We start from the raw sequence: 25,881 nt of genomic DNA, 5'->3' as shown, positions 1-25,881 counted from the left end.
AGTAGAAATAGGGAGTTAATTGCTGGCCGCGCTTACATTTCAATGTCCAGCTCCGCGCTGCGGCGCCCGGGCTTTTCCGCCACGTGCTCGGTGCGCTCGTCCTGGGTGGCCTGGGCGCGGCGCACCAGGTGCTGCACCGCGTGCAGGGCGGTAGCCGCCTGGCGCTGCGGGGTAGGTTCCTGTTCCCGGCCCGTGCGCAGCAGCTGCAGGGCGTTGTCAATGGGGCGGCCGTCGCGGGCCCGCTCCTCCACCCGGGCCAGCATCCGGTAAAAGGTCTTGTCAAACTCCCGGGCCACGGCAATGCCCTGCACTTTCTCCGGTGCCAGGTGCTGCTCGCGGGGCACCATCAGGTTGATGCGCGCCACCCGTTCGGCAATCTTCTCCAACCGGCCGGCGTCGTGGGTGGCATCCCGGGGCCTTGCCTTGGGCCGCAGCTTCTCATGCTCTTGGGCCACGTAGCCAAACTGCCGCTCGAACTGCCGGCCCGCCGCGGCCTGCCAGCGCATCAAATCAAACCGCTGCCGGCGCCCGCCGGGGTTGAGGGTTATCTTCTGCTCGGCGTCGCGGGCGCTGACGATGACGTGCACGTGGGCCTGCAGGCCCGCCCGCTTCTCCCCAACTTTGGCCGTGCCGGCCACGACTTCGGGGTCCGTGCCCCGGTGGGTGCGGTCCTGGTGAAGCACGGCGCCCCACACGATGTCCTGGCTGCCCAGCTTCCGGCCGCCGGGTAGGTGGAAGTTCTGCGCGTACTGCTGCATCACCTGCCGGGTATAAGCCCGGAGCTTCTCGGGGTCGCTGCCGATGTGGGCCAGCTCCTGCTCGCTCGGGCTCAGCACCAGGGAATAGAATTTGGCCTCGCCCGCTCGCAGGCCTTTCACGTTGGTGTCAATGGCCTGGCGCACCTGCGCGGCGTTCAACTGGTCCGCGTCGGCGCTGAAAAACGAGGCTTCCTGCCCCTCCCCTACCGCCTCGTGCTGCAGGTACTGGAGCGTCTGCGCGCTGCTGCCGGTGTTGTTGTAAGCCGCTTTGCCGTGCGTTTTGGGATTGATTAATTTGACGTACATCCGAGAGTCGACGGGTATTTTGCTTGCGTATCGCGGGTGCTTTTTCTCTCCTATTGCCCCTGCCCTGCTGCTGCTTCGGCCGGCTTGCTGCGCTTACCCGGCCCCGCTTTTTGAGCTGCTTCCAAGGCTTCTTTCACCTGCTTTTCCACTGCTTCCTCGTTGCGCTGACGCAGCAGCTGCAGGGCCTGTTGCTGCCGTTGCAGCTGCGCTTCGCTGAGCGTTTCCAGCTGCGCGTTGAGGTTACCCACCAGGATTTCATTCAGCCGCAGCACCCGCTCCAGCGTGATGCGGGTGCGCAGCATCTCCTCCAGCATGGCCGTGAGCAGCGTGCGCTCCTGCTCCTGCATAAATCCGAACACCCGGTCGCCGAGCTTCTTTATCTGCTGCATGATGAGCTGCCCCTCGCGGGCCTCCGTCTCGCGCGGGTCCAGGCCCCGGGTGGCAAAGTATTCCACGGCTGCGCTGGCGTACACGCCCAGGCTCGTGCCGACTTCCGCCGCGGCCGCTTCAGCTTTCCGGTGGGCGTTGTTGTCCAGGGTGACCCGCTTGCGTAGCTCCGTGCTCATCGCGTTGTTTCCATTTTAGCAGCCTGATGGGCCATTTTCCATGCTTTAAATCAGCTACTTACCTTACCACGGGCCACAAATCAGCTCTGCTGATTTACAAACCACTCAAGAATAAGGCGTTAGCCGTGGGATTGGGTTGTTCTTCTTGCTGAGACTATTCTACGCTTAGCAGAAAGTTAGTCAGAAGCTAGTACGCAGCTACCTACCTCCGTGTTAGCAGTTGGCGCTTTTTTCCCTACCGCCCTGTTGTTCGTGCTCTATTGTTAGCGTAATGGACGGCTCCCTGTGGTTTCGGCAGCTGGCCTCGCGTACTGATTTGGCGTCAGGTCAGAGCTTCCCCACCTTCGAAATGGCATTCCAGAGCCAACCAGTGGGTTTCCACTTCGGCACCTACTTCCTGTAGTTCTGCAATTCTGTATTTCTGTTGCTACATGCAAACTGAATACACTGCAGTACAGCGACGGTATTAATGCCCTTCTGCTTTTCTGTTGTTCTGTTTTTCTGCAGCTTCACAAGCCGGTAACTACGCCAGTCGAACTGGCGCTTCTGCATTTATACAATTCTGATTTTCTGCATTTCTGTTGCCAGAAAAATTGCCCTCTATTGACACTGCTTGCAGATTTACTGTTCTGCAACAACACAGTTCTGCAGAACAACTTTTCTGTTAATCTGCTGTAATGCTTTTTTGCACTCCTGTTTTTCTGTTGTTCTGTATTTGTATTGAAAAATTGATTAACAGAATTGCTTTTCTACGTTTCAGCGTAACAACATTTCTGCTTTTCAGCAAAATCGTGGTTCTGCTTTTCTGCTTTTCTATTACTTTTGGCTCCACGTCCCGGTGGTCCTTGTGACCGGCCGCTACTCACGCCCTCAACTCCGCACCAACTATGTCCAAGGTTATCAGCTTTGCCACCCAGAAGGGGGGCTCCGGTAAATCCACCCTGGCCCTCGTGCTGGCCGCCCCGCTGGCCACCGAGTACGGCCTGCGCATCGCCGTCCTCGACTGCGACTACCAGCAGAGCATCGTCAAAACCCGCGAGCAGGTCGACGCCGCCAACTTCGCCAAGCTGCGCGAAGCCAACCCCGATGCCCAGTACCCCTACGACGTGTACCCCTGGCAGCTGAGCCGGATTTTCGACTTCATCGACAACCCCGAGCACAACTACGACCTGATTATCATCGATGTGCCGGGACGCGCCGACGGGGACGACGTTTTCAACGCCCTGACGGCCTGCGACGCCGTGATTGTGCCCCTGGTGTCGGATTACCTGGACCGGGCCTCCACGGCCGAGTTCATGACCATCCTGGAGGCCATCAAGAAAGCGGCCGACGACGCGCAGATTGACTTCCAGTACTACGGCCTGCCCACCAAGCGCGTGGCGGGGCAGCGGGAGGAAAAGGAGATGGACGACTACATCGACGGTCTGGGCCTTTCGCGCTTCAACTCCTACCTGGGCCACCGCAAGGCCTACACCCGGGCCTCGACGCTCTACAGCCTGCTCAACCCGGCCTGGGCCCGCTACGCCGGCGGCACCAAGGACACCAGCGACGAAATCCGCCGGGTGTGCGAGGAGCTCATCGAGCGCCTGGGCCTGCCCGACCGCCGCAGCTCGGCCGCTACCTCTGTATCCACCGCTTCAACCTCCGCGAAATAATGGGCTTCGAGAAACCACAAATCACCCCGCGCCGCCGCATTGAAGTGCCCGAAGAAGCCCGCCAGCAGGCCCGGGCCGGGATGGGAGGGGAGGCCACCCGCACGGCCACGGCGCCGCCCGCCCCGGTAGAACCCATCGCAGCGCTGGCCGCGGTAGCTGCTCCGGCGGCCCCAGCACCGGCGCCCACTTCGGTGGAGGCACCCACGCCAGTCGTTGCCGCACCGGTAGCCCCGGCGGCGCCCGTACGCGCCTCTACCCGGGGCCGTAAGCCCGCTGCGGCAGCCTCGCCCGCCCCGGAGGCCGAAGTGCCGCTGCACACGGTGCAAATCGCTAAATCCGTGGTGCAGGAGATTAAGATGAGCCTGCTGCTGGCCACGCCGGGCCCGGACACGCCCACGACCATTAAGAATTACCTGGAAGCCGCGCACCGGCACTACGACGCGCACCTGCGCAAAACCGGCAAGCTGCCGCCCGCCAAGTAGGGGAGGAGCAACAACAACCTGAGCCAACAAAGCCAGCTTCCTCGGGGGCTGGCTTTCATTTTGGGGCGGTGGGGGAGGGGAGGAGTCAGCTGCTTGCTGGGTTCGGCTGTTGCCAGGTGGGCGTTCCATCTCTCACATTTTATAAGCTTCACTCCCAACGCCTGGCCCTGGAGCCAGCCGACCTGCAAAACGTTAAACCGCGCTGAAAATCCAAATAATCCCGCTCAGAAGGCCTGAAACGGCGTTCTGGAAGGCCAAAACCGAGGCTTTACTGTCGTTGCTGGCTCAGGGTTTCGCTTATAAAACGTGCTAGTTGGCGTCCTTCAGGTGCTAGCTGACTTATAAAACGTGGTAATTCGTTGTTAGCCAGAAGTTAGTATAAAGTTAGTAATTTCTTTTTCTACCCTGAAAAAGTCGAAATGGCTTATAAAAAGTGGTGCAGGAGCGGGAGCATCCCTGGCTTCGGCAGCAACTGCTGCTACTTATAAAAGGTGGTTTTAAGTGGGTAATATGATGCGTTCACTTAGAAAAGTGCAATCCCTGTGGACGTTAGGTCAGTCTCCTTTTTTTGTTGTTTTCTTGTTTGTTCTGGCCTGGGGTTTGGACCACCACCCTAAAAGCTATTCCCGATGCCCATCAACAACCTTTGTGAGATTATTTGTTTTTACTTGTCTATTTGTAGGGCTCACAAGTGCTTGATAATCAATAGTATATAATGGTATAAAACCACTTTTTATAAGCGAAAAACCACGTTTTATACCTTTTATTACCACGTTTTATAAGTGAACTCTCACGTTTTATAAGTCTAACCACCACGTTTTATAAGCGTAAAACCACGCCCAATTACCACTGTGGTTTTTTAGTTACCGTAGCTTACATTTGCCTTGTTCCTGCCGCCTGATGTCCTAGTCTATGAAGCCTGAAGATACTGCCGTTGTACTTGTGGAACCGGCGCCGGTTCCGGTTGTCCGCCAGCACAACGCCATCACCCAGGCCCGCTACGACTACACGGCCTGCCAGCTGGACATCTTCTTTTACCTGCTCTCCCGGCTGCGCCGGGACGACACGGCGGACCAGGAGTACACCATCTACGTGAAGGACGTGGAGGCCCTGACTGGGCGGCAGTGGAACTACCAGCAGCTGCGCGAGGCGACGGCCGACATGGGCTCGCGCATGTTCGAGGTGGAGAACGAGCGCACCTACCAGCAGCTGTGGATGTTTCAGCGGGTGGAGTACATCAAGGGCAAGGGCTGCCTGCAGATTCAGCTGGCAGCGCCCATCCGGCCCTTCCTCTTCAACCTCAAGGAGAACTTTACCTCCTACCAGCTGCACTCGGCCCTGAAGCTGAGCAGCAAGTACGCCAAGCGCATCTACCAGCTCGTGAGCCAGTGGAAGGACAAGACCTCAACCCGCACCTACCCGCTGGACGAGTTCAAGCAGATGCTGCACCTGAAGGACCCCAAGGGCAAGGAGCCGGAGCTGTTTCAGAACATCAGCCAGCTCAAGGCCCGGGTGCTCGACATTGCCGTGCGCCAGGTCAGCGAGCACACCGACCTCAAGATTGACTACGAGCTGGTGAAGAAGGGGCGGGCCTACGACGCCGTACGCTTCACCATCGCCCGCCAGCACCCCCAGCAGCTGCCCATTCCCTTCGAGCAGCCGGCCGAGGATGCCCGCGCCCACGCGGCCCGGCAGAGCCTGGAGATGCTGGGTATCACCCAGCCCCAGCTGGTGGCCACCATCCTCGGTGACCCCAAGCACCTGGACCAGCTCTTCAAGTTCACCTACCAGCTGAAAACCGACAAGGTGAAAGCAACGAAGAACCCGGGGGGGCTGTTTCTGAAAATCTGCGGTTTGCGCTAGGCCCGCAACCTGAGCAAAGAAAAAGACGAGCCTGCACCTGCAGCAAACTGGCGAGCGTGGTACTGAATGCGTGATTTGTATACCCTTTCGGGTATGAATACTGTTAACCTGGTCATCCTGCACCCGTTCGGGTATATAACATGACTTCCTCCCTGGTCGCTTTTGTTAAGCAACGCCGCAAGCTGTTGCGTCTGACCCAGGCCGAGATGGCGGCCAAAGCGGGTGTCGGGCTACGCTTTGTGCGGGAGTTGGAGCAAGGCAAGGCGACGCTGCAACTCGCTAAAGTAAATCAGGTGCTGCGGTTGTTCGGCCACGAGCTGGGTCCGTTGCCCATGGACCGCCAGCAACTCCTGAGCGAGTACGACTAAAGCCTTACTGGAGTAAGACGCTCGTGCCAATGCGCAATATAATGAGCGGAATTTCGTATTATTGTGCATTATATTGCGTGTTATGCCCAAAGAGCCCGTTGTCCTTTTGCCCCGCCTTCAGTTGCTGCTCACGCAAACCGGGGACAACATCCGCCTGGCCCGTCTGCGGCGCAAGCTCAGCGCGGCCCGCGTGGCGGAGCGCGCGGCCATCAGCCGCAACACCCTGCGTGCCATCGAACAGGGCGCTTCCACGGTGAGCATGGGGGCCTACCTGCAGGTGCTGTTTGTGCTGGGCCTGGAAAAGACCATCCTCCAACTGGCGGCCGATGATGTCCTGGGCCGCAAGTTGCAGGACGCCGATTTGGTAGTTAGCGCCCGGGCGCCCAAACAATCCTCTGGCGAGTAGTCCCGTGGCCAAAACCGCTGAACGCCGCCTGGTGTATGTGTATGCCGACTGGCAGGAACTGGCCGATGGGCCGCGGCTGATGGGTACGCTCGCGGCCGTGCCGGTCCGAGGCAAGGAAGTGTTTTCCTTTGCCTACGACGCGCAGTGGCTGGTCCAGCCGCAGGCCCAGGCGCTGGACCCGGCGCTGCAGCTCTTTGCCGGCCCGCAGTACATGCCCGAAGACCAGGCCAACTTCGGCCTTTTCCTGGACTCTTCGCCCGACCGCTGGGGGCGGCTGCTCATGCGCCGGCGCGAAGCGGCCCTGGCCCGGCAGCAGGAGCGCCGCGAGCGGCCGCTGCTTGAATCAGATTACCTGCTGGGGGTCTTCGACGGCCACCGCATGGGCGGGCTGCGCTTCAAAACCGACCCGGCGGGCCCGTTCCTCAACGACAACCGGGCCATGGCGGCCCCGCCGTGGACGTCGCTGCGGGAGCTGGAATACGCCAGCCTGCAGCTTGAGCGGGTGGATGCGCCCCAGGACCCGGACTACCTCAAGTGGCTGTTTATGCTGGTGGCGCCCGGCTCCTCGCTGGGCGGGGCGCGGCCCAAGGCCAGCGTGGTGGACGAGCACGGGCGGCTCTGGATTGCCAAGTTCCCCAGCGGCCAGGACGAGCACGACGTGGGGGCCTGGGAAGCTGTGGTCAACGAACTGGCCGAGGCTGCCGGTCTGCAGGTGGCCACCGGCCGGGCCCAGCGCTTCAACAGCCGCCACCATACCTTCCTCTCCCAGCGCTTTGACCGCACGGCCGCCGGCGAGCGGCTGCACTTTGCCTCGGCCATGACCCTGCTGGGCTACCAGGACGGAACGGACCACCAGGACGGAGCCAGCTACCTGGAGCTGGCGGGCCTGCTCATCCAACAGGGCGCCCAGGTGGCCGATGACCTGACGGAGGGGTCCTCTCAGGAAACGGAAAAAATAGCACGTTAAGGCCTGGCAAGGGGCCGTAGGGGCTGAAATTTGCCCGTTGCGCGTTTGGTGCGCCACGAATAGTCGCCCGTCAGGTTGATATGCTCCCAGCCCAGGGGCGATAAGTAGGCCAAGAGGGCCTCGTCCACGGGCTGTCCGTGGGCCCGCAGGGCCTGCACGGCGCGCTGCACGTACACCGTGTTCCAGAGCACGATGGCGGCCGTGAGCAGGTTTAGGCCGCTGGCCCGGTAGCGCTGCTGCTCGAAGCCCCGGTCCCGGATTTCGCCCAGCCGGTGGAAGAAGACGGCCCGGGCCAGCGCGTTGCGGGCTTCGCCTTTGTTGAGCCCCACCTGGACGCGGCGGCGCAAGTCGACGCTCTGCAGCCAGTCCAGGATGAACACACTCCGCTCGATGCGGCCCAGTTCGCGCAGCGCCACGGCCAGTCCGTTCTGGCGCGGGTAGCTGCCGAGTTTTCGCAGCATTAGCGACGCGGTCACCGTGCCTTGTTTGATGGAGGTGGCCAGTCGTAAGATTTCTTCCCAATGAGCCAGAATGTGCCGCACGTTGATTGTTCCACCCAGCAGCGGCTGCAGCGCCTCGTACGTTGGGGAGCCCGGCGGCACGTACAGCTTCGTCTCGCTCAGGTCGCGGATGCGGGGCGCGAAGCGGTAGCTCAGCAACGGAATGACGGCAAACAGGTGGTCGGTAAAGCCGGCCGTATCGGTGTAGTGCTCGGCGATGCGCAGGTCGGATTCGTGGTAGAGCAACCCGTCGAGCACGTAGGTCGCATCCCGCACGCCGACGTTAATGACCTGACTGCTGAAGGGGGCGTACTGGTCCGAGACGTGGGTGTAGAACAGCCGGCCCGGCTCGGCCCCGTACTTGGGATTGAGGTGCCCGGTGCTCTGGGCGCGTCCCCCGGCCCGAAACCGCTGCCCGTCCGACGAGGACGTGGTGCCGTCGCCCCAGTGGGCCGCGAAGGGCTGGCGCCCTTGGGCGTTCACCAACTCGGCCAGGGCCAGCGAATAGGTGTCGTCGCGCATGTGCCAGGCCTGGAGCCAGGCGAGTTTGGCCGGGGTGCTGCCGGGGCAGGCCTCGGCCATTTTGGTCAGGCCCAGGTTCAGCCCATCGGCCAGTAGGGTGGTGAGCAGCAGGGCGTGGTCCTTGGCCGGGGCCCCGGTCTTCAGGTGCGTGAAGTGGCGGCTGAACCCGGTCCACTCGTCGACTTCCAGCAGCAGGTCCGTAATCTTGACGTGGGGCAGCAGGCGCGCCACCTGGTCAATCAGGGCCTGGGCCGCCTCCGGCACGGCGGCATCGAGGGGCGTAATTTTCAGCCCCGCCGCCGTCAGGCTCGCGTCCGGCAATTCGCCGGCGGCGGCCAGGCGGTTGACCGTTTCCAGCTGCTGGGTCAGGTGCGCGAGGCGCTGCCGGAGGTAGTGTTCGCCGTCGGCTTCGACCGCCAGGGGCAATTCGCCGGCTTCCAGCAGGGCGGCAAACGGCTGAGCCGGCACCAGGTATTCCTCGAAGTCCTTGAACTGGCGCGAGCCGACCACCCACACATCGCCCGAGCGCAACGCGTTTTTGAGTTCGGCCAGGGCGCACAGCTCGTAGTAGCGGCGGTCCAGCCCTTCCGCGGTCACCACCAGTTTCTGCCACCGCTTGCTGATAAAGGCCGTCGGCGCATCGGTCGGCAGCTTGCGGCTCCCCGTCGCATTCAGGGAGCGCAGCACCTCAATTGCCGCCAGCAGACTTCTCGCGGCCGGGGCTGCTCGCAGGGGCAAAGCCGCCAAGAATGCGGGGGCGTAGCGACGCAGGGTGGCGTAGTGCTCGCCCACGCGGGGCAGGAAGTCGAAATCGGCTGGTTGGGCCAGTTGTTGCGCTTCGCTCACGCTGGCGGTGAATTCCTCCCAGGGCAGCACCGATTCAATCGCCGCAAATGGGTCCGTGCCTGCCGTGCGGGCCGTCAGCAGGGCCTGCCCAATGCGCCCGAACAAGCGCACCTGCTGATTAATGGCCTTTCCTGCGGCCTGGAACTGCTGCTGGTGTTTGTTTTTGGCCGCGTTGAATACCTTGCCCACGAGGCGGTCGTGCAGGTCGAGCAATTCGTCCAGCACCGTGGCCGTGCCTTCCACCGCCAGGGCCACCAACGTGGCCAAGCGGCGAGCGGGCTCGAACCGGGCCAGGTCGGCCGGGGTCATCTGCGCCCCCTCGCGGGCGATTTTGAGCAGCCGGTTCTGGTGCACCCGCCGCGCCAGGTCGGCCGGCAGGCCCAGGTGTTGCCACGCCGCGAGGCGGGCCAGGTGTTCCACCACTTGGCGCGACGTCGGAGCAGCGGGCGCTTGGCGGAGCCAGGCCAGCCAGGTCAGGGGGCTGCCTTCGCGGCGGGTGAGCAGGTTTTCCAGTCCCTGCCGGGTTTCCGGGGTAAGGTCCGCGGTCAACGGCCTTGGTTAAAAGTTTGGTACAAAAGTCGCATTTACCGCGGTAGCCTCTTATCCTTCAGCGGCTTCCCACTCGACGGAAAGCAACGCACCCAAGTCGAAGCGTAGCGCATCGGTCAGTGCTTCGTCGGAGAAATCAAATTCTCCTTGCAGGTTGATGTGCTGCCAGCTCACGGGCGACATGCGGGCGATGGCATCGGCCAGGGCCTGCCGCTCCACCGGCCGGGCTTGAAAGAGCTGCTCGTTGAGGTACAAGCAGTTCCAGCACACAATTACATTTTGGACCAGCCGTTTGCAGGCATCGGCGATTTGCTGTTCTTCCTTGCCGGCGTAGCGAAACTGCCCATTTTGCCCATAAAACACGGCGCGGGCGAACTGGTGCGTGCTTTCGAGCTTATCCAGCTGGTCGTCGATGCGCTTGCGCAGGTCCTGGTCGTCCATGTAGCGGAGCAGAAACTCGGTGCGCACGGCCCGGCCCAACTCGCGCAGGGCCAGGTAAAGCGGGTGGTGTTGAGAATAAGAGTTGAGACGCTTGAGCACGGTGGAGGCCGTCACGTGCTTCTGCTTGAGGCTCACGATGAGCCGCAGGATGGTTTCCCATTGCGCCTCAATCAGGCTCCGGTCCAGGGGTTTGCCCAGCCGGAGAGCGTAGGCCGCCAGGTCGGGCACGGCCATGCCGGCGAAGGCGTAGAGCTGCTGGTCCTGAAAGGATTGGATGCGCGGGGCGAAGGCGACCTGAATCAGATACGTCACGGCGAAGTTGACTTCTGTGAAGCCGTGGGTATCGGTGCTGTGAATAGTCGATTCCACCACGTCGTTGTGTAGCAGGCCATCGATCATATAGGGGGCTTCCCGCGTAGCGGACGTGAAGGTCGTCGAGTAAAACAGCCGGTGCCGGTCGTCGAGAAAGCCATAGGACACCAGGCCCTTGTCTTGCCCGAAGTATTTATAGGAGTACGTGGCGTGAATGGAATCCACGGCCACGTAGTACTTCTGGCCATCGGAGGAGGTGTGGGTCTGGCCCGGGGCGCGCTGGAACAAGCGGCTGACGGGCAGCTTGCCGGTGAGGGCCACCACCGCGTCGTTGGCCCGGCGCAGGTTCTCGAGCGAGAAATACCAGTTGACCGTGTTTTCCAACGTGGACTGGGCCACGTGCTTGGTGGCGTGGGCCATGCGCGTCAGGCCCAGGTTGCAGCCGTAGGCCATCACGCCCGCGAAGAAGACCCGCTCGGCGGGACGAGGCGGGCGGTGACGCGGGCTCCAGTGCTCCAGGCACTCGGTGAAGCGGCACTGCTGGTTGACCGTGTGCAGCACCTCGTGCAGCGAAATCAGCCCCGGCTCAGGGAACAGCGGCCGCGTCGGCGGCGCGTCCTCCTCGGCAGGTCGGGCCGGCGTTAGGAACCGCGGCCGGCCATCGGCCCGCTGGCGTACAGCGGGGTTGGTGCCGGCGTTCAATCGCTCAAAGGTGCGGGCAAACGCTGTGGCCAACTTCGTCTGCAGCGCGTCGAGAAAGGGCCCCGGCGCGCGCAAGTCCGTCAGATTCGTATGGAAGAGCAGTTCCTCCCGCTGCGCGGCCCAGGTGGCGGCATCGAGCAAGTAGGTCTCGAAGGGCCGGTAGCTGAGCGAATGCACCAGATTCAATTTGCCCGCTTTCAGGTGGTCGGCCACGTGACCGGCCAGCAGCGCTTTGTAGAGGGACACCGGGCTGTCGGCCTCCTGCAGGGCCGTGCGCTCGGCCGCTTTCAGGAACGTGGCCAAGGGCTGACTCCCCGGGTTGCCGGCCCGGTTCCGGTACTGGGTCAGGGCCTGGGCCAGCGGGCTGTCCGGGCGACCTTCGTAGGCCACCAGGCGCAGAATCTCGCCCAATCGGCGCTGCAAGGCGCGGGAACGCTCTTCCACGACCTGGTAGTACGGCCCGGTGGGGCTGCCTCCGCCGCCCTTTCGGAGCTGCTGGGCCGTCTGGCGCAGCTGCGCAAAAGCTGCCACGTCCGGGGTTTGCAGCCAGGCCAGCAGGGCGGCCACTTTTTCCGCGTTGGTGCGGGCGAACGAAAAGGCCACGTGTTCCAATTCGACGAGCGCTGCCCCGTGGGCCACCACGCCGTCGAGCACCTGCCGCAGGTTGCCCGCCGAGTCCTGCTGCTGGCGGTAGACGCGCTCCTGGGTTTCGCGCTGCGCGGCGTTCCGGTGGGTTTGCACCGCCTGCAGCAGCGTCTCGGTGAGCAAATCGCCCAGCTGATAGAACTGGTAGACCACGAAGCAGAGCACCATCAGGTACTTTTTGTCGGCCTGCTGCTGCACCTGAAAGACCTGCGCCCGCTCCACGTAGCGGGCGTAGTAGCGCACCAGCTCCTCCGACAAGTCCAGGGCCTGCACCACGGGGTGCACGTGCGTGAATAAGGCGTGCAGCACGGTGTAGTCCTGGATGTTGGCGCGGATGGCCGCCGGGCGCATCAGCTCCAGGCTGCGCTTGAGCGTGGTCAGCCGATACGGCCTGTGCGAGTGGGCCGGCGCTTGTTCTTCGGTGGTAAACAAGGCATCCAGCTGCTGGCGCAGGTTCGGGGTCAGCAAGCCGGACAATTGGGTCGTGAGCTGCTGCTCGACGACGCGAAAGGCTTCCGTGACCAGGCCAGCCAGCATGGCGTACGTCGGCACTTCCCAGCGGTGGGCGCGCAGGTAGTCCGCCGCCGTGTGAAACACGGCCACCGGATTCATCTGCTGGCGGGCAAAGTGGGTGACCTGGCGCAGTACACCCGGTTGCACCTGTTCGAACGGGGCGACCCCGAAGTGATACAAGAGCGCCGGCCGGTGGCGAAAGCTGGCTTTGTTATCGTAGCGGCTCCACTCGACAGCTCCCAACCGGTGGTGCTGCTGCACATAGGCGCGGTCGGCCGCAGTAAATCGGTCGACGGTGAAAAACCGGCCGCTGGCTTTGATGAGGTGGTCTAGACAAGGCGGACAGAAGAAGGACGTATATTTCTTCTGTCATGGCAACAAAATCAAGCGGGTCGTCGCCCGACAAACGGCGTAAATACGACGAGGCGTTCAAGGCCGAGGCCCTGCGCCTGGCCAGCGAGAGCCGCAGCACCCAGGCGGCCGCCCGGCAGCTGGGCATCAGCCCCAAGCTGCTCTACCGCTGGCAGCAAGCCCAGCTCGTGGCCGAGGTGGGCAGCGAAGAAGTGGCGCGCGACCCGGAGGTGCGCGCCCTGCGCGCCCGTCTGAAACGGGCCGAGCAGGAGCTCGACATTTTAAAAAAAGCCTTGGTCATCTTCGGCCAGCCGACCCGGTGAGCACCTACCAGCACATTGCCCAGCGCGCCGCCCACGTGCCCGTGCGCCAGCTCTGCCAGGTGCTGCGCGTGGCGCCGGCCGCCTACTACGCCTGGCAGCGCCGCCGGCAGGTGCCGGTGGTCGAGCCGGCCTGGCAGGTGGCCGTGCGCGAAGCGTTTGCTTACCACAGCCAGCGCTACGGCACGCGTCGGCTGCGCGCCGAAGTGCAGGCGCAAGGTCACGCTGTGGGCCGCTGGCGCATCCGCCGCGTGCTCCACGCCCACGGCCTGCGGGCCCAGCAGCCCCGCTCGTTCGTGCCGCGCACCACCGACTCGGACCCGGCCGTGCGGGCCGCGCCCAACCGCTTGCTCGGCCAGCCAGCCCCCACGGCCCCGAACCGGGTCTGGGTGGGCGACATCACCTATTTGCCCCGCCAGGGCGGGGGCTGGCTCTACCTGGCCGTGTGGCTCGACCGCTGCTCGCGCAAAATCGTCGGCTGGGACGTGCGCGACACGATGCCCGAAGACCTGGTCAGCGAGGCCTTGCGCCGCGCCCTGGTCGTGCGCCGGCCCCCGGCCGGGCTCATCGTGCACTCCGACCAGGGCAGCCAGTACACGGCCACCCGCTTCAAGGCCTTGCTCACCCGCCACGGCGCGCACCAAAGCATGAGCCGACGCGGCAACTGTTACGATAATGCCCACGCCGAGTCTTTTTGGAGCCGCTTTAAAGCCGAACTGCTTGACGGCGGCAGCTTCCCGGGCCTCGCGGAGGCCAAGCTCGAAATCAGCCACCACGTGGCCTACTACAATGCCGAGCGTCGCCACTCAGCGCTGGGCTACCGCGCCCCCAACCACTTCGAAACCTATCTTCAAACAACGTCCCAATTGTGTCCGGCTTAGCTAGACCACCTCACCAACGCTGTTTCTAATTCTGCAGCATTCTCCATCGCGACATTAAACGATTGCTCGTTGGTAATAGACTCAAAGTCTGGATCATTGCTTACCGCATCCAGCGTAGCATTGTGGAAGAAGCCTGTGAGCTTCGCCAATTGAAGGGCGTCCATATGGGTTTAAAGGGTTAAAGGTGAAGGGTTCCAAATCGAATTAAATGTCACGCATTACGAATACCAAAGTGCCCCCTGCACATCAGAACGCACTAGGTGCATTATCAACCTCTGTATCCGCCTAAAAAATGGCTTTTGGAAGCGAGGTGTGGTTTACTTTACCATGGAGAGGCTCATTTGTGAATTTAACGATTACCTATGAAGATTATTGTGCCTTCAATCTTTCATTGTCCTGAATTTGATGGCTTTGGAGGTAACCTCGTTCACCCAGCAATTATCCACCTAGGATAGCATCTTCATTATCGGCGCGGCAGTGGCTACCGTATCCCCCTTTGTATTCTGTAGCGAGGCGCCTGCTCCGATGGCCAACGCAGATGAACGTGTTCCGAATAAACCGACCCGGTAGCGCGTTGTGGCAATGTGCTGGTGTAGGAAAAGCTTCCTAATTTAGGAAAGAGAATTTAGGGTTCTATTTTTAGCATAACCAGTCGCCTCCCGCATGCGATTTTCACAACTCTTGTGTGTCCTATGGTGGGCACTTATTGGTTTGCCTGATGCGATGGGGCAGTCCTTAGGGCCAACCGTTTTGGTTGGCACGGTCACAAATGGCCGAACACAAGCCCCTGTAGCTTACGCCTCGGTTAGCATTTTACACACCACGATAGGCACCGTCAGCAATGACGAAGGAGTCTTCCGGTTGCAGGTAGCGGGACATGTGGCTGATACCGTTGTGGTGCAGGCCTTGGGCTACGCGGCCCGCAAACAGCCGCTATCGGTCGCCCTGCTAGCAACTCCTCTGGTTTTCTCGCTTCAGCCACAAGCAACGGAATTACCCGATGTGCGCGTTACCGGTCTTTCGCCGACCGCCCTGCTCAGTCAAGCAGTGCGCCGTACGCGTGCCGACATGGCCAGTCCTTTATTACTCAAGACGTATTACCGGGAGTTTGTCACCCGCGATGGCCGGTTTACCAAATTTGCGGACGCCATGATCGACTATTACTTAGAAGCAAATCCCCGGCGGCCAGCGAATCCCCTCGTCCAAGCCCAAGTGCTGCAATCGCGGGTGGGAGAGGCGCCGGCTCAGGGCAAAGGGGTGGGAACGGCCTTGCTTCCCAAGCCCCTCGACGTCACCATGGCGGGGAACTATTATGATATTATGCACAGCAGCCCGTTTTTAGACAGTACAGCCTTTCATTTTTATGTCTATCGCTTCCAGGTGCTGGGTGCCGATAAAGAGAGCAACGAGGCGACGGAGTATGTCGTCACCTGCACACCACGCACCCGGGCCGAACGGCATCTCCGCCAAGCCACTATTCACATAGCCCCCCGCACGTTCCATATTCGACGCATCGAATCCGAAGTGCCCCTGGCATTGCAACCCTACAACTACAGTGTCACTATGGGGATGATGTCTGCCAGCATTACCACCTATTATAAACGCTTGGAGTATCGGGAGGTAAATGGCCGGGTATATCCCGCGTTCGTGCGCATGGAGTGGGAGTGGCGGGTCGTGCCGCTATCCAAGCAACCCACTTATTATAATTTTTCTAGTGAAATGGTTGTAACGGAATTAGCCGCTGTCCCTGCTCCGATTCCGAGCGCACACCGTTACAAAGGCCCCCTTTATCGCCGGGGCACAAAGTATAGCCACCCATATTGGCTAGAAAATAACGCCTTACCTGCTACTAAAGCAGAGGAGAAAGCAATTCAGGAGCTTAGTACATCAGTACCACGCTGAACAAGGGCACCCTCTTGCTGAAAGACATCACTAACCATTTGGCAAGGCACTGGAGTTGGTAGAGGTGCAGCGAGAGCCAATTTGGAAGTTAGTTTATAAGCTGTCGCATAGACCCGTAAATATCTGTTGAGCTACTCGGTTCGCCCCCAGCCTGACTAATCATTGACTGTTGCCCCGCTCTGACCTACCTGTTTGGCATGCACTAGACCCTGCGTAGTTCTTGCGCGCCAAATGCGACTTTTGGACCAAACTTTTAACCAAGGCCAAGAACGAGCGCACCGGCGAGCCGACGGTGGCGCTGCGCGTGGCGCTCAGCCGCGACGGGGTGCGCTACGACCTAACGGTGCGCCGGCTCGTGTACGCCGCCTTCGTGCGGGCCGAGCTGGGTGACGGCGTGGTGCTCAACCGCGACGGCAACGGCTGGGACAACCGGGTGGAGAACCTGCAGCTGGCGACCAACCGCGAGAAGGGCCGGCGCGTGGTGGCGCGGCAGCGGCACACCAGCAGCCTGGCCACGGCCGACCGCAGCCAATGGCCCCAGACCTACGGCGGGTACAGCCGCCGCAAACCCGTAGCACGCTGCGACCGGGCCACGGGCGCCGTGCTGGAAACTTACCCGAGCATCGCCGAAGCTGTACGCCGCACCGGCTGGGACGAGAAGAGCATCATCTTAGCGGCCAAAGGTCGCTGGCAGCACTACCACGGCTTCGCCTGGCGGTACGTGGAGGCTGCTTGATGGCCTAGGCTAAATAGGACTTTGGGGGCAGTGGGGAAGGGGTAAGCGGGCCGGCGCGTTCGCGGAAATGTTGCTTAACATAATAGTCGTTATCCGGCACCTCTTGGAATCGCGCCGGTTTTTACCCCCCACGGCCCCACCGCCTAGCCGTGGTACTTTTCCGGTTTAAGGCCCCCTGCTGGGACCGCGTTTCTTCACAAGCCCACCCGCCGGGTATGTTTGCGCCGTGCACTGGTGCTTGCGCGTGAGGTAGACACGCCGCGAGCGGCCGGGACTGGTTATGGGAGCCGCCTTTTACGGGCAGCTCCTTTCGTTGCGGTCCTCTTCCAAATGGGCGGATCTACACGGTAAGCCTTATGCCTGGCCGTAGTATTGGCGCAGCTCCGCGCTGCACTCGGCCAAACTCAACTCGCCGGCAACGTAACGTTGGTACAACCGCTGGCCGAACGGGCTCAGCGGGGGCAGGCCCTGGGTGGCTTTGAGGGCTTCTACTTCATCGAGTAGCGCCTGGCGCTGCGCCGGGGTCTGCTCGGCAGGGCCAAAACGCTCGGTTACTTCCATGCTTAAACAAATAGGGAAAAACCGCCGACCATTCGCAGGGCCTGGCGTAGCAGTGGGGGGTTAAAATTACTGTAAGCCTTTGCGGACCGGTTTGCAATTGCAAAAACAGGTAGCCGCAGCGCCTTACAACTCCGGTAGGGGCAAGCTCTCGTCTAGCACGATATAGGGCACGTTGGGGGCAACTCATTCATTCCCTGCATTAGAGCGGCCATTTCCGCCACATAAGGGTACACCCGGCCGGGCTGCTTGGGCGGCAGCGGGCGCACGTCGGCCGCTGGGGCCACGTCGGGCCAGTACCAGCGCATCAGCTCTTCCTGCACCTGGTCAATCTCGCCCGCGACATAGCGCAATTGCAGCTGCGCCAATTCCGGGGAAGGCACCGCCCGGTCGCTGGCTCCCGCGCAAATGGCTTCCCGCGCCGCGTCCCACTGCTGCGCAGGGGTCTGCTCTTCCTCGTGGAATTGGGGCACGTACGGGCTTCGTGAATCAGGCATTTCCGGACTGTTCCCCATACTACAAGATACGCCTAAAAGGTCTATAACACCCGGGAAAGGCAGTTTTACTTGCTTTCAGAAGCTCTATAAAACAGCTTATAACCTATCCACCCACTCTTGGAATTGGAGCGGTTTTGACCTGCGCCACAACATACTGTTTGCGCAGGATTTTACATGGCTGTTACAGCTGCCCATTCATATCTTTGTTATTGCTTGGTCGCTTTATGCCGAGGCTGATTTATTTTAGAAGCAAACCCTTTCTTCCCTACCAACTGGTAAAATACTACCCCCTCTATTACATGAACTTTTCATTTTTGCGACGAGCAACTTTCGCTTTGAGCCTGCTAGCAATGGGGTTATCGAGTTGCACTACACAAGAGTTGGACAACGTACGTCCTCAAGTAGCAACGACATCAACTTCCTACTTGTCCGTGGCAGACGCTCAGCAGTGGTACAAAGCGCAGGCTGGGCCTCTCAAACCCGCGTCCTTTGCTGCCCGCTCTTCTTCTGCAATAGGTTCTGGTCCCCTACCAATTGACTGGGCAAATGCAATCGATACCACTGCAAACAACCGTGCTTTTGTTTTTGCGCCGTTTCGCGAGTTAGGACAAGGCTTCACTAACAGCGGATATCAGACTTTCCGCTACCTGCTGCTAACCCGACCTACACCTAACCTGGTCAGCGGGGCAGTCGTGGAAGTATTATGGCAGCGCAACGCAAAGCCTTCTAAGGCCGCGCAACGAAACATGCTTGCTAAGTTATACACCCACTACCGCTCGGCTTCAGGCAACCCGCCTGCTAACTTTACTGGCTTCGTCTTCTACTACACTCAGGATTACCAGTATCGGACAGGCAAAGGGTACGTAAACGGCCGGCCCCTGCCCGGACGTATGCAATTGGTGGCAGATGCATCTACAAGCCAAAAGAATGGTAGCACCGCAGCAAGAACCTCGGGTTGCACTACATACCGAATCGTGTCGCACGACCCGCCGTACAACGTGACAGTTTGCCAAGACCAACCCGACTTTGGCGGCTTGCCCGACCTTGGACAGCCTGGTTTCTTTGACCCCGGCTACGGAGGCGGTGCGCCCGATTATCCTTCCGACCCGGGCAGTGGCCCAGGCACAGGTAGTGGCGGAACATCCTCCGAACCTCCATTGAATATCTCAATGGGAAACCTGCGGCCTTGCGCCGGCCAAGTTGCAACCAATATACAGGCTCTGGCCAATCAAAACATTCTCCTTGGCGGCCCCATTGCAAGGTTAATCAATGCAATAGCCGCGAACCCTAACATACGTGTTACATTCGGAGAAGCACCAAACCTACAAAATGCGGGAGTAACAGTAAGAGCCTTGACATCTCATACGTCCGGGACCAACAGTTACACCATTACGATGAATGCAGATTTTCTGCAAGGGTCTGGTGGCGCTACAGATTTAGCTATTGCTAGTGATATCATTCATGAGTTGCTACACGTTTACATGATGGACTGGGCCGACCAAAATTCTATTAGCCCAAATCTACCGTTAAGCGTGCTTATGGATATGTTTTTCGACCCCTCGCGTCCCAACGCACAGCATGAAACTATGGCAACAATGGTTGGTTATATGGGAGACGCACTATTACAATACTACAGCAATACATTCATCAGCAGTACACGGCTCCATGCTATAAGTCAAAACTACGCCCAATCGTTGTCGTGGGGAGGATTGGAAAGCACTTCAGCCTTCCAATCTCATGCAACTCGCGACCCTAACTGGGCTACGCAAATTAGGCTTATTAACCAAGCAGAAAGGCACCCTGACACAGCAGGCAATAACACGCCTACTCCTGCGGGCGTTGTCCAAATCCCTTCCCCTTACGGAGCACAACCGTGCCAATAACTGTTTGATTAGCAAACTAAAATGGTGTTATGCACTCTTTACATCTGCGGCTTATATGGTTGCTATTAGGAGTCCCCATCATCAGCTGGGCACAAGAGAAACGTCGTGAACCTCGTCAGTACCTGATTATATCAGACTCGCTTGGGCCAGTTCATCAAGTAAAAGCTTTCAGAGGCGGAAGACAGATTGAAGGTGCCCTAGCGACTACCCAAGGAACAGTTGCAACAATCCCCAAAACGTCAGTAGAAATACTCAATCTGCTAATACCTGGTACTCGTGTAAATAATCTCCGTCCACGACTTGACCAGGACAAGAGTGCCAGTTATTTTTTGAATACTGATACACTCCTAATCACGATGGCTTTGCTGCCATATGGAACTAGTGAGGTAATTTGGGAGCGCGTTCAACTCGACACTATTCCGCTTGGCCAACGGCGTGCTTTGGTGGAAGTAATAAGGGACGCCAGCAAAGGCGTCTCCGCATACCGGCAAGCTGGCAACCCGGGAGAACGTAGCTTGCTCTCCCGAGATAACCTAGTGCCACTAGTACAGCGCCATGGACAATATTGGGCTCCAAGCTCCTATGTATTAACCGAATATTTCCAAATTCGTCACCAACCAACTCAGGATTTCCCAGCGACAGACTTAGCGACCATTAATATTTTGAGTCGCTATTTCCCCAAGGAGGCATTATTACAATCAAAGCGACGCCAGAGTGGCAACTCGCATGCTCAATTGACTGCGATTCCAGCGGGAAATGTTATTCAGAGTCGTACCAAGAATCGTTTCCAGTTTTGGTCTAACCCTAGCGTAGTGCTTTCACATCCAAGCATTTTGCATTATGGAAGTGGAGATTTCTTGTATCAACCGGGCATAGGCATAGTATCTAGTACCTACAAATATTATTTTCAGATTACGCCAACACCATACCTGCAGTACGTATGGGAGGAACCTTTTGAGGTAATTTCTATTGATGGAAAAACTCCAAGATAGAGCGTTTTTAGACAACTAGAGCATAGCCCCAATTGAGCCTAAATGAGTCGTTTTCACTTGTTTACCAGGGGGTTCGTGTACCATTCTACATTCCGATTCCTCGGCTGCGGCGTTCCGGCCCCGGGGTGGGGCGCTCTACGGCTGGCGTAACGGTTTGCTCGGGCGCGGGTGCCACCTGCACGGCGCGTTGCTTGACCTCCTCCCGCTGCGGCTGCCGGCGCTCGGCGGCTTGCTGCAGTGCCTGGCGTTGCTGCTGCTCGCGCAGGGCCTGGCCGCGCAGTGCCGCGCATTCCTCCGGGGTGCCGTGCTGCATGGTGTGGGCGTAGCGGAACGTTTCGCGCAGGGGCCGCTCGTAGCCGAACGCCTGGTCAAAGGCCTGTTCTACCCGCTCCGAATACTGCTTGCGCTCGAAGCCGCCCACCACTACCCCGCGCTTCGTGTCCTTGTGGTTGGTCAGGGGGCTCAGGTGGTAGGGGTTCTTGCGGTCCAGCTCCCCCGCCTGCTTGCGCTCGGTGTAGCGGGCTAGGTTCTCGGTGCGGCTGACCAGGACGTGAACGTGCGTCTGCTCTCCCTCCTTGGCCTGGCCCCGCTTCACGTCGCCCACCTGCACCGCCCGGTCCTGGGGGCCGGTCGTGCGCTCGTGCTCCACCTTGGCGAAGTACACCAGGTCGCGGCCCTCGATGCCCTTCCCAAAGTTGGCCGCGTACTGCTCCATCGCCGCCCGGGTGTAGGCGCGCAGCTGCTCCGGGTCGCTGCCAATATGGCGCAGCTCCGCTTGGCTCGGGGCCAGTATCACCTGGTAGTACTTGTCGGCGTCGCGGTTCAGGTTGCGCTTGTTGCGGTCGAGCGTGGCCACCACCTCGGCGGCGGGCACGTCCTCCCGGTCGAGGCTGAACCACTGTCCTTGCACCTCCTTTTCTAGGTACTCGACCAGGCCCGCGCAGCTGCCGGTGCGCTGGGACAGGCCTTTGCCGGAACTCGGGATTTTGGCAACCATCAGGCGGGCGGGTTGGTGGAAGCAGGGGGCGGTGGGGTAGCAGCAGCGGCCGGCGGCGCGGGGGCTCGCGGGATGAACTGGGCCGGATTCAACTCCCGCCCGAGTACGGTCGTGAGCACCTTGCGCAGCGGGGCCAACTCCGCCAGGGCGGCGTAGCTGGGGGCGGCGCTGCTCAGCAGGTTCGGGTGCCGGTACTCGGGTTTGAAGCCCTTGCGAACCACCGCCGTTAGCCACTGCTCCACGTCCGTTAGCTGGGGCTCGGTCAAGTCATTCGGGCCGGTCGCCCACTCGCGCAACCCCTGCACGTCGGCTAGGATGGGCTTGAGGTAAGTCTTTTCCTGCTCCCGGATAAATCCAATGGTGCGCTTGTCCAATTGGTCGAGCTTGGCCGTGAGCTTGGCCAGGCTGCCGGTCAGGTCCGGGCCGGTGGGCTGGCGGGGGTCGGCCTTGGTTACCCGGAAGTACTGCACCATCGCGGCCAGCAGCTCGGGGTTGCTCAGCTCGTACTCCTTGGCCAGTTGCCGGAAACCTTGGTAGGCCGCTTCGTCGGCGCGTATCGTTTTGTCCATGAACTCGTGTTTGAACTCAAATTAGTGTTGATAGTCAGTGGTTTGCATACGTATGTACTCGTTATGAGTTCATTCAATTTTCCCTTTTGCTTGATTATCAACTCTATAACGTAGAGCGGAACGCTATGAAGCGAAGCGAATAGCGTTCCTGCTCGCTTCTGTGCCAGAACGACGACGTTGTTTACCGTGAACGAGGGCGCTGGGTTCGTTCGGAGCTGCCCTATCTCGCATTCGTGGGTAATCAAGTCGGCTGCGTCAGCCACTCATTGACTAGTCAAACGACTAGGCTAATGCTGGCCGGTGAGTAGTCACCCAAAGGCCGTTTGTGCATCCTCAATGCGTAATTAAAAGGCTGCTTCTAGGCCTTATTCCTACTTTCTATGAAGTTGTCATACTAACTATAGTACAAAAGTAGAAGCCTAAAAAACCAGCCGTTTTAATTTAACAGCCGTTAAATTATTTAACATTTGTTAAGTTTATACGTATCTTTGCCTTGAACCTTAAACCCCCAACCCATGAACTAAGCTGCTTGCTTGTCGGCTTCCATCATGCGTGTACTATCGGCCTTGGTTAAAAGTTTGGTCCAAAAGTTAATCGGGATGGGTCGCGGTGTACTCCCAATTGAAAGCCAACAGTTCCTCGACATCGAAGCGGAGTGAATCCTTGAGGGCGTCGTCGGAGAAGTCAAACTCGCCATGCAGGTTGATATGCTGCCAGCTCACGGGCGAACTAGCAGCGATGGCGTCGGCTACCTGCTGGCGCTCGGCTCCGGGGGCTTGGAATAGGTACTGATTGAGGTAGAGACAATTCCAGCAGACAATCACGTTTTGCACCAGCTGTTTGCAGGCATCGGCCATCTGCTGCTCTTCCTTGCCGGCGTAAGGAATCTGGCCGTTTTGGCCGTAAAACACGGCTCGGGCGAAGGTATGGGTGCTTTCGAGCTTATCCAGCTGCTCGTCGATGCGCTTGCGCAGGCTCTGGTCGTCCATGTACCGGAGTAGAAACTCGGTGCGCACCACCCGGCCCAGCTCGCGCAGCGCCAGGTAGACGGGGTGCTGCTGCGAGTAGGAGTTAAGTCGACGCAGCAGCGTGGAAGCCGTGACGTGCTTTTGCTTGAGGCTCACCACCAGCCGCAGCAGCGTATCCCACTGGGCCTCGATAAGGGTATGGTCGATGTACTTGACCGGGGCCAGGCCGTAGGCGCTCAGGTCGGGCACGTCCATGCCGGCGAAGGCGTAGAGCTGCTGGTCCTGAAAGGATTGGATGCGCGGCGCGAATTCAATCCCCAGCAAGGCGGTGAGCGCGAAATTGACTTCCGTGAAGCCGTGGGTATCGGTGCTGTGGATGGTCGATTCCACGACGTCGTTGTGCAGCAAGCCGTCGACCAAATAGGCGGCCTCGCGCTCGGACGAGCTGAACGTGGTCGAGTAGAAGAGCCGGTGCCGGTCGTCGAGAAAGCCGTAGGAGACGATGCCCTTGTCCTGCCCGAAATACTTGTACGAATGCGTGGCGTGAATCGAATCGACGGCCACGTAGTACTTCTGGCCATCGGAGGACGTGTGCACCGCCTCGGGGTGACGTTTGAAGAGGCGACTAACGGGCAGCTTGCCCATCAGCGCGAGTACCGCATCGTTGGCCCGGCGCAGGTTGTCGAGCGAGAAATACCAGTTGACGGTATTTTCCAGCGCGGACTGGGCCACGTGCTTGGTGGCGTGGGCCATGCGCGTCAGGCCCAGGTTGCAGCCGTAGGCCATGACCCCAGCGAAGAAGACCCGCTCGGCGGGCCGCGGCGGGCGGTTACGGGGGCTCCAATGCGTGAGGCAATCGGTGAAGCGGCACTGCTGATTGACCGTGTGCAGCACCTCGTGCAGCGAAATCAGCCCCGGCCCGGGAAACAGCGGCCGCGGTGCCGGGGCGTCCTCATCCAGGGGTCGGGCCGGCGTCAGGAAGCGGGGTCGCCCGTTGGCGCGCGCCCGCACGCCGGGGTTGGTGCCGGCGTCCAGCCGCTCACAGGTGCGGGCGAAAGCGGTGGCCAGCTTGGCTTGTAACTCGGTCAGCCAAGGCCCCGGCTGGCGTAGGTGCACGAGGTCCGTTTGCGCCAGTAACACGTCCCGCTGCTGCTCCCAGGCAACGGCTTCGAGTAGGTAAGCATCGAAGGGGCGGTAGCGCAGCGAGTGGGCCAGGTTCAGCTTGCCGGCTTTCAGGTGGTCGGCTACGTGGCCGGCCAGCAGGGCCTTGTACAGGGAAACGGGACTTTCGGCTTGCGCCAGGGCGGCCCGTTCCGCGGCTTTCAAAAAGGTCGTTGGGGGCTGAGCGCTCACCTGTCCGTCCCGCGCCCGGTACTGGGCCAGGGCCTGCGCCAGCGGGCTATCGGCCGCGCCTTCGTAGGCCACGGTGCGCAAAATCTCGCCCAGCCGGCGCTGGAGGGCGCGCGAGCGCTCCTCCACGACCTGATAGTAGGGGCCGATGCGACTGCCCCCGCCTCCTTTGCGTAACTGCTGCGCCGTGTGGCCCAGTTGCGCAAAGTCCGCCACGGCCGGGGTTTGCAGCCAGGCCAGCAAGGCCGTCACCTTCTCCTCGTTGGTGCGCGCAAACGAAAAGGCCACTTCTTCCAACTGTGCCAGGGCCGCGCCGTGGCTCACCACGCCTTCCAGCACCTGGCGCAGCTGGCCGGCCGAGTCCTGCTGCTGGCGGTAGACGCGCTCCTGCGTTTCCCGCTGGGCCGCGTTGCGGTGGGTTTGCACGGCCTGCAGCAGCGTTTCGGTCAGCAGGTCGCCGACCTGGTAGTACTGGTAGACCACGAAGCAGAGCACCATCAGGTATTTCTTATCGGCCTGCTGCTGCACCTGAAACACCTGCGTCCGCTCCACGTAGCGGGCGTAGTAGCGCACCACTTCCTCCGATAAGTCCAGGGCCTGCACCACGGGGTACACCTGGGTGAACAGCGTCTGGAGCACGGCGTAGTCCTGCACGTTGGCGCGGATTGCCATCGGGCGCATCAGCTCCAGGCTGCGCTTGAGCGTGGTCAGGCGGTAGGGCCGGTGCGAATGGGCCGGGGCATCTTCTTCCGTGGTAAACAAGCTGTCCAGTTGCTGGCGCACGGCCGGCGTCAGGTGGTGTGCTAGCTGCGTGATGAGCTGTTGCTCGACCGTGCGGAAGGCCTCGGTGACCAGGCCGGCCAGCGCCGCGTAGGTCGGCACTTCCCAGCGATGGGCGCGGATATAATCGGCGGCGGAGTGAAACACCGCCACCGGGTTCATTTGCTGGCGGGCAAAATGCGTCACTTGCTGCCGCACGGCTGCTTCGACCTGCTCGAAGGGCGGCACCCCGAATTGCTGCAGAATCTGCTCCCGGTGGTAGAAGCGGGTGACCTTGTCGTAGCGTGCCCACTCGACCGCTCCCAAGTGGTAGCGCTGCTGCACGTACGCCTGGTCGGCCAGCAGAAATCGGTCCACGGGAAAGAAGCGCCCGGTCGCCTTGAAGTAGCCAACCTGTAGCACGAAGCCGCCCCGGCTGTGCGGCGCCAGCAGCGTATCCAGAAACCGGGTAGCCCAGTCGGGCAAAGCGAAGAAGAGTTGCCGTTGCGGCTGATTGAAGACCGGGGGCTGGTCAAACATGCGACGTTGGGTCGCATCAAGTAAAGGCAAGTGGCGGGCCATAGGAAGGAAGTAAATCCTAAAAGTAGCCGGCCGGCTTGTACAGTGAAACGAACGTGGCTGTTGCAGAACTCGGCTTAAATTGTTCTATTGCTGAGTAGCCACTTGGCAAGCGCCCGAGTTGGCGCTTCGGTGCAT

22 protein-coding genes and 1 pseudogene are annotated in these 25,881 nt (G+C 60.4%); 13 read left to right on the top strand and 10 right to left on the bottom strand.

The window, feature by feature from the left end:
• Positions 1-32: 32 nt before the first annotated feature.
• Together ABD919_RS20095 and ABD919_RS20090 are read right to left on the bottom strand one after the other, a co-directional pair.
• Positions 33-1,064 (bottom strand): DUF5712 family protein, encoded by a 1,032-nt coding sequence (locus ABD919_RS20095; RefSeq protein WP_345237862.1) that lies wholly within the window; start codon positions 1,062-1,064, stop codon positions 33-35.
• Positions 1,065-1,114: 50 nt separating this feature from the next.
• Positions 1,115-1,630, bottom strand: a complete 516-nt coding sequence (locus ABD919_RS20090; RefSeq protein ID WP_345237861.1) for a BfmA/BtgA family mobilization protein — start codon at positions 1,628-1,630, stop codon at positions 1,115-1,117.
• A gap of 271 nt (positions 1,631-1,901) precedes the next feature.
• Between ABD919_RS20090 and ABD919_RS20085 the strand changes: the two genes are divergently transcribed.
• The 7 genes from ABD919_RS20085 (at position 1,902) to ABD919_RS20055 (ending at position 7,371) form a co-directional block, all read left to right on the top strand.
• Complete coding sequence (locus ABD919_RS20085) at positions 1,902-2,033, top strand: hypothetical protein (RefSeq protein WP_345237860.1); 132 nt, start codon at positions 1,902-1,904, stop codon at positions 2,031-2,033.
• 484 nt (positions 2,034-2,517) lie between these two features.
• A complete protein-coding gene (locus ABD919_RS20080) occupies positions 2,518-3,285 on the top strand; it encodes a ParA family protein (protein WP_345237859.1) in 768 nt (255 codons plus the stop codon).
• Positions 3,285-3,767, top strand: coding sequence for a hypothetical protein (locus ABD919_RS20075; protein ID WP_345237858.1), 483 nt, complete (start codon positions 3,285-3,287; stop codon positions 3,765-3,767). The genes ABD919_RS20080 and ABD919_RS20075 overlap by 1 nt, the downstream gene beginning before the upstream one ends.
• 912 nt (positions 3,768-4,679) lie before the next feature.
• Positions 4,680-5,630: a replication initiation protein gene (locus tag ABD919_RS20070; RefSeq protein ID WP_345237857.1), complete on the top strand. Its 951-nt coding sequence runs from the start codon at positions 4,680-4,682 to the stop codon at positions 5,628-5,630.
• Positions 5,631-5,770: 140 nt separating this feature from the next.
• Entirely contained in the window at positions 5,771-5,998 is a 228-nt protein-coding gene (locus ABD919_RS20065) for a type II toxin-antitoxin system Y4mF family antitoxin (RefSeq protein ID WP_345237856.1), read from the top strand.
• A 106-nt stretch (positions 5,999-6,104) separates the two neighbouring features.
• A complete protein-coding gene (locus ABD919_RS20060; protein WP_345237855.1) occupies positions 6,105-6,404 on the top strand; it encodes a helix-turn-helix domain-containing protein in 300 nt (99 codons plus the stop codon).
• A 4-nt stretch (positions 6,405-6,408) separates the two neighbouring features.
• Positions 6,409-7,371, top strand: coding sequence for a type II toxin-antitoxin system HipA family toxin (locus tag ABD919_RS20055; RefSeq protein ID WP_345237854.1), 963 nt, complete (start codon positions 6,409-6,411; stop codon positions 7,369-7,371).
• On the opposite strand, the pseudogene ABD919_RS20050 reads toward ABD919_RS20055, so the two are convergent.
• Together ABD919_RS20050 and ABD919_RS20045 are read right to left on the bottom strand one after the other, a co-directional pair.
• Positions 7,368-9,788 (bottom strand): annotated as a pseudogene (locus tag ABD919_RS20050) (Tn3 family transposase); the annotation flags it as partial. The gene ABD919_RS20055 and the pseudogene ABD919_RS20050 sit on opposite strands and share 4 nt — an antisense overlap.
• Positions 9,789-9,839: 51 nt before the next feature.
• Positions 9,840-12,662 (bottom strand): Tn3 family transposase, encoded by a 2,823-nt coding sequence (locus ABD919_RS20045; protein ID WP_345237852.1) that lies wholly within the window; start codon positions 12,660-12,662, stop codon positions 9,840-9,842.
• Between the two features lie 110 nt (positions 12,663-12,772).
• On the opposite strand from ABD919_RS20045, the gene ABD919_RS20040 reads away from it, so the two are divergent.
• Together ABD919_RS20040 and ABD919_RS20035 are read left to right on the top strand one after the other, a co-directional pair.
• Positions 12,773-13,075 (top strand): transposase, encoded by a 303-nt coding sequence (locus ABD919_RS20040; RefSeq protein WP_345237851.1) that lies wholly within the window; start codon positions 12,773-12,775, stop codon positions 13,073-13,075.
• Entirely contained in the window at positions 13,072-13,953 is an 882-nt protein-coding gene (locus tag ABD919_RS20035) for an IS3 family transposase (RefSeq protein WP_345237850.1), read from the top strand. The genes ABD919_RS20040 and ABD919_RS20035 overlap by 4 nt, the downstream gene beginning before the upstream one ends.
• Here ABD919_RS20035 and ABD919_RS20030 read toward each other — a convergent pair.
• Positions 13,950-14,117, bottom strand: a complete 168-nt coding sequence (locus ABD919_RS20030; RefSeq protein WP_345237849.1) for a hypothetical protein — start codon at positions 14,115-14,117, stop codon at positions 13,950-13,952. The genes ABD919_RS20035 and ABD919_RS20030 overlap by 4 nt on opposite strands.
• Before the next feature lie 499 nt (positions 14,118-14,616).
• Here ABD919_RS20030 and ABD919_RS20025 point away from each other — a divergent pair, with 499 nt between their 5' ends.
• Positions 14,617-15,855 (top strand): carboxypeptidase-like regulatory domain-containing protein, encoded by a 1,239-nt coding sequence (locus ABD919_RS20025; RefSeq protein WP_345237848.1) that lies wholly within the window; start codon positions 14,617-14,619, stop codon positions 15,853-15,855.
• Positions 15,856-16,075: 220 nt separating this feature from the next.
• Positions 16,076-16,591, top strand: a complete 516-nt coding sequence (locus ABD919_RS20020) for an HNH endonuclease family protein (protein WP_345237847.1) — start codon at positions 16,076-16,078, stop codon at positions 16,589-16,591.
• Positions 16,592-16,945: 354 nt separating this feature from the next.
• Here the strand turns inward: ABD919_RS20020 and ABD919_RS20015 are convergent, their stop codons facing one another.
• Together ABD919_RS20015 and ABD919_RS20010 are read right to left on the bottom strand one after the other, a co-directional pair.
• Positions 16,946-17,152, bottom strand: coding sequence for an antitoxin VbhA family protein (locus ABD919_RS20015; RefSeq protein ID WP_345237846.1), 207 nt, complete (start codon positions 17,150-17,152; stop codon positions 16,946-16,948).
• Positions 17,153-17,304: 152 nt separating this feature from the next.
• Entirely contained in the window at positions 17,305-17,646 is a 342-nt protein-coding gene (locus tag ABD919_RS20010; protein ID WP_345237845.1) for a hypothetical protein, read from the bottom strand.
• Positions 17,647-17,945: 299 nt separating this feature from the next.
• Here ABD919_RS20010 and ABD919_RS20005 point away from each other — a divergent pair, with 299 nt between their 5' ends.
• Complete coding sequence (locus ABD919_RS20005) at positions 17,946-19,529, top strand: hypothetical protein (protein WP_345237844.1); 1,584 nt, start codon at positions 17,946-17,948, stop codon at positions 19,527-19,529.
• A 29-nt stretch (positions 19,530-19,558) separates the two neighbouring features.
• A complete protein-coding gene (locus ABD919_RS20000; protein WP_345237843.1) occupies positions 19,559-20,521 on the top strand; it encodes a hypothetical protein in 963 nt (320 codons plus the stop codon).
• An 85-nt stretch (positions 20,522-20,606) separates the two neighbouring features.
• Here ABD919_RS20000 and ABD919_RS19995 read toward each other — a convergent pair whose 3' ends face one another.
• The 3 genes from ABD919_RS19995 to ABD919_RS19985 form a co-directional block, all read right to left on the bottom strand.
• Entirely contained in the window at positions 20,607-21,518 is a 912-nt protein-coding gene (locus ABD919_RS19995; protein ID WP_345237842.1) for a DUF5712 family protein, read from the bottom strand.
• The gene (locus ABD919_RS19990) at positions 21,518-22,087 is read right to left on the bottom strand and encodes a BfmA/BtgA family mobilization protein (protein ID WP_345237841.1); all 570 of its coding nucleotides are present in this window, start codon (positions 22,085-22,087) and stop codon (positions 21,518-21,520) included. Before ABD919_RS19990 ends, ABD919_RS19995 begins: the two co-directional genes overlap by 1 nt.
• Before the next feature lie 590 nt (positions 22,088-22,677).
• Positions 22,678-25,746, bottom strand: a complete 3,069-nt coding sequence (locus ABD919_RS19985) for a Tn3 family transposase (RefSeq protein ID WP_345237840.1) — start codon at positions 25,744-25,746, stop codon at positions 22,678-22,680.
• Positions 25,747-25,881: the final 135 nt, after the last annotated feature.

The sequence above is a fragment of the Hymenobacter saemangeumensis genome, assembly GCF_039541835.1.
Classification (GTDB): Bacteria; Bacteroidota; Bacteroidia; order Cytophagales; family Hymenobacteraceae; genus Hymenobacter; species Hymenobacter saemangeumensis.
The sequence above is the reverse complement of the archived record's forward strand: the minus strand, read 5'-3'. Positions and strand labels throughout refer to the sequence as shown.

Bases quoted from the DNA above. Each gene is read 5' to 3' on its own strand.
- ABD919_RS20095 (WP_345237862.1), bottom strand. From the start codon at position 1,064: ATGTACGTCAAATTAATCAATCCCAAAACGCACGGCAAAGCGGCTTAC.
- ABD919_RS20090 (WP_345237861.1), bottom strand. From the start codon at position 1,630: ATGAGCACGGAGCTACGCAAGCGGGTCACCCTGGACAACAACGCCCAC.
- ABD919_RS20085 (WP_345237860.1), top strand. From the start codon at position 1,902: ATGGACGGCTCCCTGTGGTTTCGGCAGCTGGCCTCGCGTACTGATTTG.
- ABD919_RS20080 (WP_345237859.1), top strand. From the start codon at position 2,518: ATGTCCAAGGTTATCAGCTTTGCCACCCAGAAGGGGGGCTCCGGTAAA.
- ABD919_RS20075 (WP_345237858.1), top strand. From the start codon at position 3,285: ATGGGCTTCGAGAAACCACAAATCACCCCGCGCCGCCGCATTGAAGTG.
- ABD919_RS20070 (WP_345237857.1), top strand. From the start codon at position 4,680: ATGAAGCCTGAAGATACTGCCGTTGTACTTGTGGAACCGGCGCCGGTT.
- ABD919_RS20065 (WP_345237856.1), top strand. From the start codon at position 5,771: ATGACTTCCTCCCTGGTCGCTTTTGTTAAGCAACGCCGCAAGCTGTTG.
- ABD919_RS20040 (WP_345237851.1), top strand. From the start codon at position 12,773: ATGGCAACAAAATCAAGCGGGTCGTCGCCCGACAAACGGCGTAAATAC.
- ABD919_RS20030 (WP_345237849.1), bottom strand. From the start codon at position 14,117: ATGGACGCCCTTCAATTGGCGAAGCTCACAGGCTTCTTCCACAATGCT.
- ABD919_RS20025 (WP_345237848.1), top strand. From the start codon at position 14,617: ATGCGATTTTCACAACTCTTGTGTGTCCTATGGTGGGCACTTATTGGT.
- ABD919_RS20015 (WP_345237846.1), bottom strand. From the start codon at position 17,152: ATGGAAGTAACCGAGCGTTTTGGCCCTGCCGAGCAGACCCCGGCGCAG.
- ABD919_RS20010 (WP_345237845.1), bottom strand. From the start codon at position 17,646: ATGCCTGATTCACGAAGCCCGTACGTGCCCCAATTCCACGAGGAAGAG.
- ABD919_RS20005 (WP_345237844.1), top strand. From the start codon at position 17,946: ATGAACTTTTCATTTTTGCGACGAGCAACTTTCGCTTTGAGCCTGCTA.
- ABD919_RS20000 (WP_345237843.1), top strand. From the start codon at position 19,559: ATGCACTCTTTACATCTGCGGCTTATATGGTTGCTATTAGGAGTCCCC.
- ABD919_RS19995 (WP_345237842.1), bottom strand. From the start codon at position 21,518: ATGGTTGCCAAAATCCCGAGTTCCGGCAAAGGCCTGTCCCAGCGCACC.
- ABD919_RS19990 (WP_345237841.1), bottom strand. From the start codon at position 22,087: ATGGACAAAACGATACGCGCCGACGAAGCGGCCTACCAAGGTTTCCGG.
- ABD919_RS19985 (WP_345237840.1), bottom strand. From the start codon at position 25,746: ATGGCCCGCCACTTGCCTTTACTTGATGCGACCCAACGTCGCATGTTT.